Annotated in this window: 13 protein-coding genes and 1 pseudogene; 7 read left to right on the top strand and 7 right to left on the bottom strand. The window is 66.6% G+C overall.

What is annotated here, in order from left to right; genetic code table 11:
• Positions 1 to 655: helix-turn-helix transcriptional regulator (locus AC1D34_RS24825; RefSeq protein WP_476825634.1), on the bottom strand; the 655-nt coding region annotated here is incomplete at its 3' end.
• 92 nt (positions 656 to 747) lie between these two features.
• On the opposite strand from AC1D34_RS24825, the gene AC1D34_RS24820 reads away from it, so the two are divergent.
• Positions 748 to 2,175 (top strand): MFS transporter, encoded by a 1,428-nt coding sequence (locus tag AC1D34_RS24820; RefSeq protein WP_476825633.1) that lies wholly within the window; start codon positions 748 to 750, stop codon positions 2,173 to 2,175.
• A gap of 248 nt (positions 2,176 to 2,423) precedes the next feature.
• Positions 2,424 to 2,849 carry a two pore domain potassium channel family protein gene (locus AC1D34_RS24815; RefSeq protein WP_476776714.1) on the top strand — a complete coding sequence of 142 codons (426 nt, stop codon included), beginning with the start codon at positions 2,424 to 2,426 and terminating at the stop codon, positions 2,847 to 2,849.
• Positions 2,850 to 3,029: 180 nt separating this feature from the next.
• Here the strand turns inward: AC1D34_RS24815 and pdxR are convergent, their stop codons facing one another.
• Positions 3,030 to 4,451 carry a MocR-like pyridoxine biosynthesis transcription factor PdxR gene (pdxR, locus tag AC1D34_RS24810; protein ID WP_476825632.1) on the bottom strand — a complete coding sequence of 474 codons (1,422 nt, stop codon included), beginning with the start codon at positions 4,449 to 4,451 and terminating at the stop codon, positions 3,030 to 3,032.
• Between the two features lie 76 nt (positions 4,452 to 4,527).
• Here pdxR and AC1D34_RS24805 point away from each other — a divergent pair, with 76 nt between their 5' ends.
• Complete coding sequence (locus tag AC1D34_RS24805; protein ID WP_441493375.1) at positions 4,528 to 5,151, top strand: FMN-binding negative transcriptional regulator; 624 nt, start codon at positions 4,528 to 4,530, stop codon at positions 5,149 to 5,151.
• A gap of 156 nt (positions 5,152 to 5,307) precedes the next feature.
• Here AC1D34_RS24805 and AC1D34_RS24800 read toward each other — a convergent pair whose 3' ends face one another.
• Both AC1D34_RS24800 and AC1D34_RS24795 read right to left on the bottom strand, forming a co-directional pair.
• A complete protein-coding gene (locus AC1D34_RS24800) occupies positions 5,308 to 6,072 on the bottom strand; it encodes a polysaccharide deacetylase family protein (RefSeq protein WP_476825631.1) in 765 nt (254 codons plus the stop codon).
• On the bottom strand, positions 6,069 to 6,932 hold the full coding sequence (locus AC1D34_RS24795) for a polysaccharide deacetylase family protein (RefSeq protein ID WP_476825630.1): 864 nt from the start codon (positions 6,930 to 6,932) through the stop codon (positions 6,069 to 6,071). Before AC1D34_RS24795 ends, AC1D34_RS24800 begins: the two co-directional genes overlap by 4 nt.
• A 91-nt stretch (positions 6,933 to 7,023) precedes the next feature.
• On the opposite strand from AC1D34_RS24795, the pseudogene AC1D34_RS24790 reads away from it, so the two are divergent.
• Together AC1D34_RS24790 and AC1D34_RS24785 are read left to right on the top strand one after the other, a co-directional pair.
• A pseudogene (locus tag AC1D34_RS24790) lies at positions 7,024 to 7,377 on the top strand (PhzF family phenazine biosynthesis isomerase); the annotation flags it as partial.
• An 88-nt stretch (positions 7,378 to 7,465) separates the two neighbouring features.
• Positions 7,466 to 8,044: a PhzF family phenazine biosynthesis protein gene (locus AC1D34_RS24785; RefSeq protein ID WP_476825629.1), complete on the top strand. Its 579-nt coding sequence runs from the start codon at positions 7,466 to 7,468 to the stop codon at positions 8,042 to 8,044.
• Between the two features lie 40 nt (positions 8,045 to 8,084).
• On the opposite strand, the gene AC1D34_RS24780 is transcribed toward AC1D34_RS24785, so the two are convergent.
• From AC1D34_RS24780 to AC1D34_RS24770, 3 genes are read right to left on the bottom strand one after another with little or no spacing between them, the layout of a single operon-like run.
• Positions 8,085 to 9,638: a DHA2 family efflux MFS transporter permease subunit gene (locus tag AC1D34_RS24780; RefSeq protein ID WP_476825628.1), complete on the bottom strand. Its 1,554-nt coding sequence runs from the start codon at positions 9,636 to 9,638 to the stop codon at positions 8,085 to 8,087.
• Positions 9,622 to 10,128 carry an isoprenylcysteine carboxyl methyltransferase family protein gene (locus tag AC1D34_RS24775; RefSeq protein ID WP_476825627.1) on the bottom strand — a complete coding sequence of 169 codons (507 nt, stop codon included), beginning with the start codon at positions 10,126 to 10,128 and terminating at the stop codon, positions 9,622 to 9,624. Before AC1D34_RS24775 ends, AC1D34_RS24780 begins: the two co-directional genes overlap by 17 nt.
• Positions 10,125 to 11,177 carry a type III polyketide synthase gene (locus AC1D34_RS24770; protein ID WP_476825626.1) on the bottom strand — a complete coding sequence of 351 codons (1,053 nt, stop codon included), beginning with the start codon at positions 11,175 to 11,177 and terminating at the stop codon, positions 10,125 to 10,127. Before AC1D34_RS24770 ends, AC1D34_RS24775 begins: the two co-directional genes overlap by 4 nt.
• Positions 11,178 to 11,573: 396 nt before the next feature.
• On the opposite strand from AC1D34_RS24770, the gene AC1D34_RS24765 reads away from it, so the two are divergent.
• Both AC1D34_RS24765 and AC1D34_RS24760 read left to right on the top strand, forming a co-directional pair.
• Positions 11,574 to 11,705, top strand: coding sequence for a hypothetical protein (locus AC1D34_RS24765; protein ID WP_476825625.1), 132 nt, complete (start codon positions 11,574 to 11,576; stop codon positions 11,703 to 11,705).
• Positions 11,702 to 12,088 carry a type II toxin-antitoxin system VapC family toxin gene (locus AC1D34_RS24760; protein ID WP_476825624.1) on the top strand — a complete coding sequence of 129 codons (387 nt, stop codon included), beginning with the start codon at positions 11,702 to 11,704 and terminating at the stop codon, positions 12,086 to 12,088. Before AC1D34_RS24765 ends, AC1D34_RS24760 begins: the two co-directional genes overlap by 4 nt.
• Positions 12,089 to 12,304 lie beyond the last annotated feature (216 nt).

The following is a 12,304-nucleotide window of genomic DNA, read 5'->3' as shown; positions in this document are numbered from 1 at the left end:
GGAGCGAACGGACCCGATAGGCACAGCGGCGCGCGCCCGCCGGGATATGCTCGATGCGCTCGACCTCGACATCTGCCCCGAGAACGGCCCGGAAGATCGCCAGCTCCGAACGGCACAGGCCCTGGCAGGCGGTCGCCGCCGCGCAGATCGGGCAATGGTTCTCGATGAACAGAAAGCGGCCGGGCTCCTCCTCGACAATCCCGGCCATATAGCCTTCGCGGCTGCGGATTTCGGCGAGCGCGGCCAGTTTGCGCCGAAGGGGGGCGCCTTCACCGACATGCGCGCGATAGGCGGAGAGGCAGGCCTGTTCGCGGTGTGCGATCAGCTGCTGCAGCCCGGGCTCGCCAAAGACAGTCCGGACGGACTGCAGCAGGTCGAGCGTCAGGTCGGAATGACGGTCGGGGAACCGGTCATGTCCCTGCCGCGAGAGCGCCCAGTATTTCTTCGGCCGGCCACGCCCTTCCTGCCGGTCATGGCTCGTCACCAGGCCGTCGGCTTCGAGCTTGAGCAGATGCTGCCTTGCGCCAGCCGGCGTCATGTCGAGCCGCGCCGCGATCGCCGCCGCCATCTGCGCGCCGCGCGTCTTCAGATGGAACAGCATCCGCTCCCGGCTGCGCTCGTCGCCCTGGCCTTGGCTGTCGTTGTCTTGACTCATGGCTCTCAATTTAGATAGCGATTGGTTTCTAAATTAAATCACCTTGCGAGTCGATGCAAGGCATGGCGCGCCGCGGGCGGGGACAGACGGACATGGATCGGGACGCGTCTGCCACGCAATGGCGGGATCTTCTGGACTGGACCTGGCTGCCGACTCTCGCGATCCTGATGAGCGGCGTGCTGCTGCAGTCGATGAACTCCCTGCTGCTGACGACGGTGCTGCCTTCGATCGCCGCCGAACTCGGCGGCGCGGGCATGCTGAGCCTGCCCGCGACCGCCTATGTCGGCGCCTCGATCGTGGCGGCCAGCGGGGCTGGCCTGCTGACGACCCGATACGGCGTCCGGGACACCTTATGCGTCGGGGTGGTGATCTTTGGCCTGGGCGCGCTGGTCTGTTCGTTCGCGGCGAGCATGGAATGGGTCATAGCCGCGCGCCTTGTCCAGGGTTTCGGCGGCGGTCTCGAAGTGGGGGCGGCCTATACCGCGGTGCGGGCGATCTTCCCCCCGAGACTCTGGCCGCGGGTCATCGCATTGATGGCGACGAGCTGGACGATTTCCGTCTTCGCCGGGCCGCTCGTTGGCGGCCTGTTCGCACGCGCCGGCCATTGGCGCGGCGCCCTCATCGTGACCGTGATCCTCTCGGCCATCCTGGCGGTGGCTGCCGCGCTCGTGCTGCCTGCGAACCGATCGGCAGAGCGCACCAGTGCGTCGCGCCTTCCGGCCGGTCGGATCGGGTTGATCTGCCTGGCAATTACGGCGATGTCGGCGGCATCGCTCGTCCAGGCGGCCAGCGCCAAGGCAGGCCTCATCCTTGTGGCGGTCGCAGCGCTCGCCCTGATGCTGCGGTTCGACCGCGGAGCACCGGTGCGCCTGCTGCCGAGCGATGCGTTCTCGTTCAGGACCGAGACCGGCATCGGCCTCTGGCTCATCCTGCTGCTCTGCATCGCCTTCAGCCCGCTGCACATCTATCTGCCCGTCTTCCTGCAAAGGCTGCGGGGCCTCGATCCGCTCGAGGCCGGGTTCATGGTTGCTAGCGGTTCGCTGGCCTGGACGATCGCGTCCGTGCTGGTCTCCGGCCTGACCGGTCCCTGGCCGAGGCGCCTGCTGCTCTCGGGCCCCGTCCTTATGGCCGGCGGCCTGATCGCGCTGGGCCTGCTCCTGCAGAGCCCGGCGCCGAGCTACGCCCTGATCCCCGCCGTCGTCGTGCTCGGCATCGGGATCGGGCAGGCCTGGCCCTTTGTCGGCCCGACGATCATGAACGGCGCAAAGCCCGGGGACGAGGCGGCGGCCGCCTCCGCCGTCCCGACCATCCAGCAGACCGGCCTGGCCCTTGGCGCGGCGTTGGCGGGCGTGGTCGCGAATGCCAGCGGCTTTGCCTCGGCCGTCACCGAAGCCGAGATCGGGAATGCGGCCTTCTGGGTTCCGGCCTGTTTCGCCATCGCCGCCGGCCTGGCATGGCTGGCGAGCGTCCGGCTCTACCGGCAGCGGCGCGCCAGTCCCGGCTCGGGAGCCGGGACGTAGAGCAGTCCCAAGCGCGCAGCTGCTCTCGCTAAGTTGAAGCGACATAACGGCTCAAGGCTTCACTCATCGGACCCGATTCGGTATCCGCTGCGATGATCTAAGCGGCTGTGATTGCATCGGCTTTCCCAAGAGCTGCAATCCATCGCGCCTGCCGATGCTTGAGCACCGCCGCCGGGAGGTCACGCTGGAGCCGCATTTGGTCAACACAACCCGATGCGCAAGCGTACGTGCCAGGTCAGGACATCGCTATGTACTTGTTCTCGTTAGCAGCGGCTGTCTGCGCCATCGGGTGTATACTTGTCCATTACGAGTTCCTGCGTTTGATATCGGGCAGCGCGGCGCATCTTTCCGTCGCGCCAAGGCAGAGAATTGTCTTCGTTGTTGCCGGAAGCATGATCAGTCATCTCATTCAGATCCTGATCTTTGCGCTGTTGCTTTGGCTGCTCTCCGTTGCCGTGAATGAAGAGGTGTTCGGGATCGGCATTCCCGTGTCGTTCCAGCAATCGCTCTATGTTTCCTTTGAATCCTACGCCTCTCTCGGCAGCAGCAACGCGCTGCCCTTCGGCCCCTTGCGGATTTTCATCGGCGTCGAGGGTCTGTCGGGGCTGGTGGTGATCGGCTGGACCTCGGCCTTCACCTATTGGTGCATGACGCAGTACTGGAACGACCACTGAGGCCGATCGTGTCGCCTGGCCGGCAAGGGCGATGAGGCGGAGGCCGATCAGATCTGGAAAGTCTCATCCTGGCAATGGCTTGGATGGCCTGATTCGCGTGATACCTGACATCCGGTCCGGCTGGGCGAGGTCCGGAGCGGGCCTGGCGGCCTTGCCGGGCGCGCCCGCCGGTCCCGCGTCTCAGCGCTGTCCGGCCAGGAGAGGCGCCAGCAGCGCGATGCCCTTCTTCACGGCGTCGAGGTCGAGGCCGGCATAGCCGAGAATGAACCCGGCTTCGCGGGGCCGGGGCCCGGCTGGATCATAGAGCGGCGAGACCGGATAGAGCCCGACGCCGGCGGCGCGTGCGGCCGCGACGATCCCGGGCTCGCGCTCGGCCGCGACATCCGTGAGCCAGGCGACGACATGCAGGCCCGTATCGGCGCCTTCGATGGTCACGATCGGCTCAAGCTCCTCGGCCAGGGCCTGGAGCAGCACGGCCCGTCGCTCGGCATTGCTCCGGCGGATGCTCCGGACATGGCGCTCATAGGCGCCCTCGCTCAGGAGATCGGCCAGCGCCTCCTGCTCCAGGAGAGGCGTGTGCCGGTCGGTCAGGCGCTTCGCCTCGACAAAGGCGGGGGTAAGCGACGGCGGGACGACGAGATAGCCGAGGCGCAGCGCCGGCGAGAGCGTCTTGGAAAATGTCCCGGCATAGATCACCGCGTCGGGCTCGAGCGCCTGCAAGGGCGGGATCGGCGCGACGTCATGGCGATACTCGCCGTCATAATCATCCTCGATGATCGAGGCGCCGCTGTCTGCAGCCCAGGCCAGCAGCGCGCGCCTGCGCGTCGCCGAGAGAACGCTGCCGAGCGGAAACTGGTGCGAGGGCGTGACGTAGGCGAGCCGAGCCGGGGGCAGGGCATCGGTCACCAGCCCATCCCGGTCGACCGGAACCGGGCGGGCGATGCCGCCGGCTGCCGCGAAGGCGTGGCGGGCGAGCAGATAGCCGGGGTTCTCGATCACGAAGGCGTCGCCGGGGTCGAGCAGCAGCCGCGCGCAGAGATCGAGCCCCTGCTGCGAGCCGTTGACGATGATGATCTGCTCGGCCGAGCAGGTGATGCCGCGGGCCCGCCAGAGATAGCCTTGCAGCGCGGCGCGAAGTGCAGGCGCTCCTTGCGGATCGCCATAGCGCAGCCGCAGGCTACGTCGCAGGCTGACCCTGTTCAGGGCGCGGCGCCAGGCGAGCACCGGAAAATCGGCGCCGGAGAGATCGCCATAGCGAAAATCCGCAATCGGGGCTGGCTGCATCGCGGCCGGCCGGGGCAGGGCGAGCAATCGCTGTGCGAAATCCGAAAGATGCCGGGGCTGGGAGAGCCGCGCCGGCGCCGGCGCTGCCGCGCCGAGCCCCTTGGCTACGACAGGCCGCGCGCCGGCGCGGCTGATCAGGTAGCCCTCGGCGATCAACTGGCCATAGGCGAGTGTCACCGTCGTGCGGGACGCGCCCCATTCGGCCGCGAATGTCCGGGTCGACGGCAGGCGGTCTCCGGGCTGGTAGGCGCCGGCATGGATCTGTTCCTTGATTGCCGCGATGATCCGGCGCGCGACGCCGTCAGTGAACTGGACCACATCAAACCTTCGGAACTGGCCGTTTCCAGAAAGCCAGATTGGGCGCATCTCTCTTGGCAGCACAAGGAGTTCCGCAATGTATACCCCGCCAGCCTTCCGTGACGATGACAGGGACAGCGTGAGGGCGACGATCCGCGCCTGCAGGCTCGCCACTTTGGTCACCGGCACGGCCGATGGCGTGCTGGCGACGCCCTTGCCACTCTTCCTCGAGGAGAACGAGGGCGAGCATGGCGTGCTCTATGGCCATCTCGCCAAGGCCAACCCGCAAGGCCGGACCACGGCGCTGGGCGAGGCGCTTGCGATCTTCATGGGCCCGGACGCCTATGTCACGCCCTCCTGGTACGAGACCAAACAGGAGACCGGGAAGGTCGTGCCGACCTGGAACTATGTCGCGGTCCATGCCTATGGCCCGATCGAGTTCTTCGACGACGCGACGCGCCTTCTCGACGTCGTCACCCGCCTGACCAACCTGCACGAGGGCGAGCGCGCCAAGCCCTGGACGGTGTCCGAGGCCCCGCCCGATTTCGTGCAGGCGCAGCTGCGCGGCATCATCGGCCTGCGCCTGCCGATCACCCGGCTGGAGGGCAAGCGCAAGCTCAGCCAGAACCGCAGCCCGGCCGACCGCGCCAATGTGGCGGCAGGTCTGGCGGCGAGCGATCGCGCCACGGACCGCGAGGTCGGAGCGCTGATCCCGCTTTGACGATGGCTTGCGCTGACGTTCGAGCAGGCGGCTACGACAGGGCGCGGCTGAGCCATCGCAGCCGGGCTGCGGCCATCATGCCACCTTCAGGCTGAGGCGCCGCCTATCCGCAGCGTTCAGGTCTCCCGGGCCGTCCTGTCTCCCTGACCGCCGGCTTCAACCGGCCCCTTCCTGCAGCATGCGCTCTGCCAGCTCGCCGCATCGGACGGGGCGCGCGCCATGCTCGGCGGCAAGATCCGCGAGGCGTTTCAGCATGGGCAAGCGCGCGGCGCGCCCGATGCCGATATCGGCGCGCGGATGGAAGGTGAGGCAGGCATAGCCTTCGACGGCCAGCAAGGCCGTCAGTTCCTCGTTGAGCAGCGCCTCGGCCCGGTCCTGGGTGACGCGGCGGCGGAAATGCGTCGCGTCGGTCAGCCCCTCCGAGATCGGCAGTTCGATCATGCCGGCGCCGCCATGCTCGGCCAGCGAATACGGCGCATCGTCGTCGAGGAAGCTTGAATCGTAGCGGTAGCCGAGCCGTTGCAGGATCGGGATCGTGCGTTCCGACAGGGTCCCTGTCGGCGAGCGGAAGCCGATCGGCGCCCGCCCGGTCAACCGGGTCAGGATGTCATGGGCCTCCTCGATGACGGCATCCTCCTCAGGCCCCAGCCTGGCATGCTCCTCGAAGGCGCGGCCGTTGCAGGCGATTTCGTGCCCGTCGTTCATGCAGCGCTCCAGCAGCGCCGGCATGCGCAGGGCCTCGCTGGACGGCCAGAAGAAGGTCGCTGCCAGGCCGAAATCGCTGAGCGCATCGAGCACCCGCGTCAGGCCGATGCGATAGGTGTAGCGGCCATGCGCATCGCGGCCGAACAGTTCGGCTTCCGGAAGCGTTGCCGCCTCCGGCCCGATGCCGTGGACGTTGACGGTGAGGAGAAGGCTCATGAACGCGCCTCCCGCCCCGTCGCGCGCGGCTCGCGCCAGATTGCGGGATCGGCGAGGCAATGCTCGGCGATCTCCCTGCAGGTCATGAAGCGCACGCCCGGCACGGCCCTGGCATAGGAGAGGAAGCGATCGACCGCAGCCGCGCGGGCCGGTGTCCCCGAGCCGCCGCCGGCCTTGGGATGGATCGTCAGGTGGACATAGCCGTCGCGGTCGAGGATCGCGTCGAATTCCTGGATGAAGTTGCGTTCGACTTCCGATGCCAGCGCGCCGCCGCTGTGATAGAGCGGGAAATCGTCGAGCGAGACGGTGTTGTTGGGCACGATCGCGAAGCTGTCATCGAGCAGATAGGGCAGGTCCTCGTCCTTTTCGCTCGCATCGTAGCGGTAGCCGAGGCGGCGCAAGGTCGGCAGGGTGAGCCCGGTCTTGCGTCCCGAGGGCGAGCACCAGCCGACAGGCGCCTCGCCGACGAGCTCCGTCAGAATGCGATGCGTCTTTTCCAGAAGCTCCGGCTCGCGCTCGCCGAGATCGAAGCCTTCATGCTGATAGCCATGGGCCGCGATCTCGTGGCCGGCGCGATGCATCCTGAGAAAAGGCTCCGGCCAATGCTCGGCATCATAGCCACAGCAGAAGAAGGTCGCCTTGATGGCGTGACGCTCCAGCATGTCGAGATAGCGGCCGACGCCGCGGCGCAGGGCATAGTTGCCGCGGCTGTTGATGCCGAGCCGATTCTGGCCGCGCCCGGCTTCGACGGACGGTCCATCGACATGGATCGTCACGCAGAGGACGGCTCGCGCGCCATCCGGCCACAGCGCCCCCGAGGGGCGAGCATCCCATCCGTCCTGCATGCCGATTCCMGTCATCTGAAATATCCGCAAATATTGGCGCCAATCTGTGTCACAGCCCAATGGCGCGAGCAACCGGCACGGCCCGCTATCCCTGGTGCGCCTGCGGATGGCCTGTCGAAATGAAGTCGGAGGCGATGGGCACTTTCGAGGGGGAATGACCGAGCCGGCGGTGACTGCCAGGTGCCCGAGTTCGGGCCTCGCCAGTGCCCTGTCGATCGGCTATCCCAATCCCGCCGTCACGATGCGAGGACATGCCATGGCCCGGGCCTACAAGGTCGTCGATGCGTTTTCCGCAAAGCCGCTGCTCGGCAATCCGGTGGCGGTCATTCTCGACGGTGCGGGCCTCAGCGACGCTGCGATGCAGGCGATCGCGCAGTGGACCACTCTGTCCGAGACCACCTTCGTGCTACCGCCGACACGCGGAGATGCCGATTACCGGCTGCGGATTTTTACGCCCGGAAGCGAGCTGCCCTTTGCCGGTCACCCGACGCTCGGCAGCGCGCATGCGGTCATAGGCCGGGCTCGTTGCCCCGCGCGGCGGCAGGCTGGTGCAGGAATGCGGGGTCGGTCTCGTCGCGATCACGGTCGAGGGGGAGGGCGCGGAGCGCCGGCTGACCCTTGCCCTGCCGCCGGCGACCGTCACGACCCTGCCAGCGGGCGAGCTCGGCGAGCTGGAGGCCATCCTCGGCCATGAGATCGTCCGCGAGGCGAGCCCGGCCATCGTCAATGTCGGGGCGGTCTGGCTCATTGCCGAAATCGCCGGCGCAGAGGCGTTGCTGGCGCTGAAGCCAGATTTTGCGCGCTCGGCTGCCTTCGAGCGCCGCCTGGGCGTCACCGGCATCACGGTCTTCGCCAGGCGCGAGGGCAGCGGGCCCGAGATCGAGGTCCGGTCCTTCGCGCCATCCTGCGGGGTGAATGAGGACCCGGTCTGCGGCAGCGGCAATGGCAGCGTTGCGGTGTTCCGGGCCGCGCGCGGGCTCTTGCCCGCTGGGGGCACGCGCTACGAGGCGGCCCAGGGCCGCTGCGTCGGGCGCGACGGCACGATCGCGATCTCGGTGGATGCGGGCGGCAAGGTCCAGGTCGGCGGAGCCTGCGTCACCACCGTCGACGGCACGCTTCTGCTCTGAAGGCTTTTGCTATGAGGGCTTTCGCTCGCTGTCGCATCGCCTAAGCCCGGACGCCGATCGGCACCTTCCTGGCGAAGGGAACGAACGCCATGGCTGCGATCGTGAGGACGGCAACCAGTCCCCAGGCCTCGTTGATCGACAGGACCAGAGCGGCCTTCTCAACCAGTGGCTGAAGCAGCGCCTGGGCCTGGGCGTCGAGCGGCCCAGGCGGCCGCATCGCCATGAGTTCGAGTGGCACGCCGATGAACTTCGCCGTCTCGACATCGCCTCTTTGCAGCCGCTCCATGATCGCCGTGCCGTGCACGGGCGAGCGGCTGTAGATCACGGTGTCGATCAGGGCGAGACCGATCGCGCCGCCCAGGTTTCGCATCAGGTTGAACAGGCCGCTGGCGTCGGGAACGCGCATGGGGGGAAGCTGTCCCAATGCCAGACGCGTCGGTGGCAGAAGGCAAAACATGATGGCCAGGCCACGGACCATCTGCGGCCAGAACATCGCGTCATAGTCGGTCTGCGGGGTCTGAAAGGCACTCAGTCCCAGGCCGAGGGCGAAGAGGGTAAAGCCGATGCCGGTCAACAGGCGGACATCGACACGACGCTCCAGAGCGACGGCGACCGGCGCGATGGCAAGTTGGGCGGCGCCGGTCACCAGCATGATCTCACCGATCTCGAGCGCATTGTGATCGCGCACGAAGGCCAGGAAGACCGGCATCAAATAGACAGATCCAAACAGCCCGATGCCGAGAACGAAGCTGAGGATGCTGCCGATCATGAAATTCCGGTCCGCAAAGCTTCTCAGTTCGACGATCGGAGCATCGGCTTGCAAAGTCCGCCTGATGAAGCCGAGACCGCTCGCCAGGCTCAGCGCGATCAGCCCCAGGATCAGGCCCGAGATCCAGCCGTGCTGAGGTGCCTCCTTCAATGCGATCTCGATCGCTGCCAGCGCGATCGCCATCAGCACCAGGGACAGGGCATCGAGCTTGCGCGCTTCGATGAGACTCGGCTTGTCACGTGGCAGGAGGAAAGCGGCTAGTGCTGCCGAGACGACGCCGGGAATGACGTTGATCAGGAACAGCCAGTGCCAGGAATAGGTCTGCGTGATCCACCCGCCGACGATCGGCCCGACCGTTGGCGCGAGCACGGCAAAGACGCCAGCCAACGTCGTCGCGATGGCCTGCCTGCTCGGCGGGAACAGCAGAAAGACAGCCGAAAAGACCGCGGGAATCAGGGTGCCGCCTGAAAACCCCTGAAGGACGCGCCAGGCGACCAGGGCGGAGAACGACTGACTCGCCGCGCAGCCGATGGAGGCTGCGGTAAAGACGGCGAGCGCCAGGACGAACAGCCAGCGCATCGAGAGAAAGCGCGTCAGGAAACCCGTCAGCGGAATCGCGATGACCTCGGCGATGAGGTAGGCGGTCTGGACCCAACTCATCTGGTCGGGCGGAATGTCGAGTGCGCTCTGGATCGTCGGCAGGGAGGTGACGACGACCTGCACGTCGAGGATCGCCATGAACATGCCGATGCACATGGCGGCAAAGCCGATCCATGTCGCAGCGGTGACGCGCCTTTCGCCCATCGCATCAGCCGGTGGCGGCATGGCGAGCCTCTTCAAGCGCAGCATTCTCGGCGCGGATGCGGATCGTCAGGATGAGGCCGTTGGCGATCGAAAAGACAAGCGCGAACCATGGCAGGCCAAGGCACAGCGGCAGGACAGCGATCTCGCCAATGACGACGATGTAGTTCGGGTGCGACACGAACCGATAAGGGCCCCGTGCCACGAGCCTCTCGCCGGGTGCGGCGATGATGCGGGTCGTCCAACGCCGGCCCAGCGTCACCAGCACCCAAAGGCGCAGCCCCTGAAGCAGGAGGAAAGCCGCGAGCCAGCCGAGATGGATCGCTTGTGCCCAACCGAGCAGCCAAAGTCCGATCAGCCAGGCTGCGTGCAGCAGGACGATCAGCGGATAGTGGCCGGCAGCCTTCTCCACGGCGCCCTTGGCGAGCAAGGCAGACGTGTTTCTATGCGCGAGCCAGAGTTCTCCGATCCGCTCGGCAGTCACCAGGGCCAGCAAGACGCTGGCCGGTGTCATGTCCCTTGCCGCAGCGAGGCGCAGCTCACGGTGAAGCCCGGCCCCATCGCCATCAGCAGCGTTCGCGAGGGCAGGCTTGCCGCGATCGCACGCTGGAGGACGAAGAGGGCGGTCGGAGCCRACATGTTGCCATAGTCGGACAGGACGGCACGTTCGTGGTCGAGCGCGCCTTGCGCGAGTGAAAACGCGCTTTCCAGGGCCTCGATCACCTTCTTCCCGCCGGGATGACAGGCAAAGAGATCGATGTCGGACAGCGACAGCCCTTCACGCTCCAGGATCCCTGCAATGGCTGGGTTGATCCGCTCCTCCGCGAAGGGCGGGATCGCCCGGTCGAAGATCACGCCAAAGCCCTGGGGATCGACCGTCCAGCCCATGATGTCCAGCGTGTCGGGCCACATGTGCTGCCCGGTCATCTCGACCGTGGCGATGCCATCCGGCCCTGCCTTCAGGATGCAGGCTGCCGCGCCATCGCCGAACAAGGCGGTTGCAACAATGTTGGCCTTCGTCAAGACATCGAGTCGGAAGGCCAGCGTGCAGATCTCGACAGCCACGAGCAGGATTGTCGAACCCGGGCGCGACGCGGCCAGGCGAGAGGCGATCGAGAAACCCGATACGCCGCCGGCACATCCCAGGCCGAACACCGGGACACGTTCGACGTCGCTTCGCAAACCAAGTCTTACCGCGACACGGGCATCGAGGCTGGGGGTCGCTATGCCCGTCGACGAGACCGTCACGATCGTGTCGATCTCGGACGCCTGAAGCCCGGCAGCGCCCAGCGCCTTCGTCGTTGCATCGACGAACAGGTCGCAAGCGCCGGCGACATAGGCGGCGCTGCGCTCGGGCCATCCCAATGGCTGCAGATACCACTCGATCGGCCGGACGGCATATCGTCGGCTGATGCCCGAACTTTCGAAAACGCGCGCAAGCTGCTCGAAATCGGGATAGCGGCCGGCAAAGCTCCGATGGGCGGCTGCCGCCACATCGCGCTGGCGAAACTCATGGGGCGGCACAGCCGTCGCGACGGAAACGAGCTTGACCGGGTGAGCCATAGCCACTTCCAGGCATGGCGGGCGGTGCCGCCCGATGCGGGCGGACCTGCAACGCCATCCCGACTATGCTTCAGCGAGCCCGCAAGTTCCAGAGGCAGGCTTGCGCATTACGCCGCGTGCGTCGCCATGCGACGAAGGCACGAGACGGTGGGATCGTTGGACTGGCCTTTCAGCCTTGCCTCTCGGAACATTGTGCACGCTGAGAGCCGCGTGCACCGGAGGCTGAAGCAGCCCGGAAAACGGCAGCGCTCTTGCTCAGTGCGGGCCCTTAGCTATATTTTTAGCTAAGGGGATGCTCATGGCCCAGTTCTCGGTTCACGAGGCCAAGACCAACCTGTCCAAACTGATCGCTGACGCCCTGGAGGGGGCAGATGTGGTCATTGTGGCAACGTGCCGGTGGTGCGCCTGGTGCCGGTCAGACCACGCGGCAAGCGGCGCTTTGGGGTACTCAAGGGAAAGATCGCCGTCGATGCGCGCTTTGACGAGCCGCTGCCCGAGAATGAACTCGGCGGCTGGAATCTCACGTGAGGCTGCTGCTCGATACCCATGCTCTGATCTGGTGGCTGGCGGGTGACGAGGCGCTGAGCCCCCGTGCCCGAGAGGCTACTGGGGACGAGGGCAACAGCACCGCCGTCAGCGCCGCCTCGGCCATGGAGGTCGCCACCAAGTTCCGCATTGGCAAGTGCCCCGGCGCGGCGCTGCTCGCGCAGGACTTCGAGGCGATCATCGCAGATCAGGGCTTTGCCGAGCGGGCGGTCACCGTCCGCCACGCACTGCTGGCCGGCGAGATGAACATTGCGCACAAGGATCCGTTCGACCGCCTCCTCATTGCCCAGGCTCAATCCGAGGACATGGTGCTGATTTCGAACGAAGCATTGTTCGACAGCTTCGCAATCAAACGCCTTTGGTAGCGGGTTAGCAGACATGCCCGGGGTCGGGGGTGGGGCGTTCCGGAACTGGTGGCGGCCCGCCAGCAACGTCTGAGAAGGGTGGAGGCYGTGTGAAAAGAGCCGAGTCGGCTAGGATTCCTGGAGGTGATGCTCCGGGAGCTTAGATGAAGCGCTTCGTTGAGAGTGAAGACCGTCGGCAGGGTGTCCTGCTTCCCGAGTATCTTGACGACTACGTGT

It is taken from the genome of Allobosea sp. P1_A7, from assembly GCF_056406775.1.
This window is presented reverse-complemented; position numbering and strand designations above follow the sequence as displayed.

What these genes read in the sequence shown, in the direction of transcription:
- AC1D34_RS24800 (WP_476825631.1), bottom strand. Translation starts at nt 6,072, where the DNA reads ATGAGCCTTCTCCTCACCGTCAACGTCCACGGCATCGGGCCGGAGGCG.
- AC1D34_RS24780 (WP_476825628.1), bottom strand. Translation starts at nt 9,638, where the DNA reads ATGCCGCCACCGGCTGATGCGATGGGCGAAAGGCGCGTCACCGCTGCG.
- AC1D34_RS24775 (WP_476825627.1), bottom strand. Translation starts at nt 10,128, where the DNA reads ATGACACCGGCCAGCGTCTTGCTGGCCCTGGTGACTGCCGAGCGGATC.
- AC1D34_RS24815 (WP_476776714.1), top strand. Translation starts at nt 2,424, where the DNA reads ATGTACTTGTTCTCGTTAGCAGCGGCTGTCTGCGCCATCGGGTGTATA.
- AC1D34_RS24820 (WP_476825633.1), top strand. Translation starts at nt 748, where the DNA reads ATGGATCGGGACGCGTCTGCCACGCAATGGCGGGATCTTCTGGACTGG.
- AC1D34_RS24805 (WP_441493375.1), top strand. Translation starts at nt 4,528, where the DNA reads ATGTATACCCCGCCAGCCTTCCGTGACGATGACAGGGACAGCGTGAGG.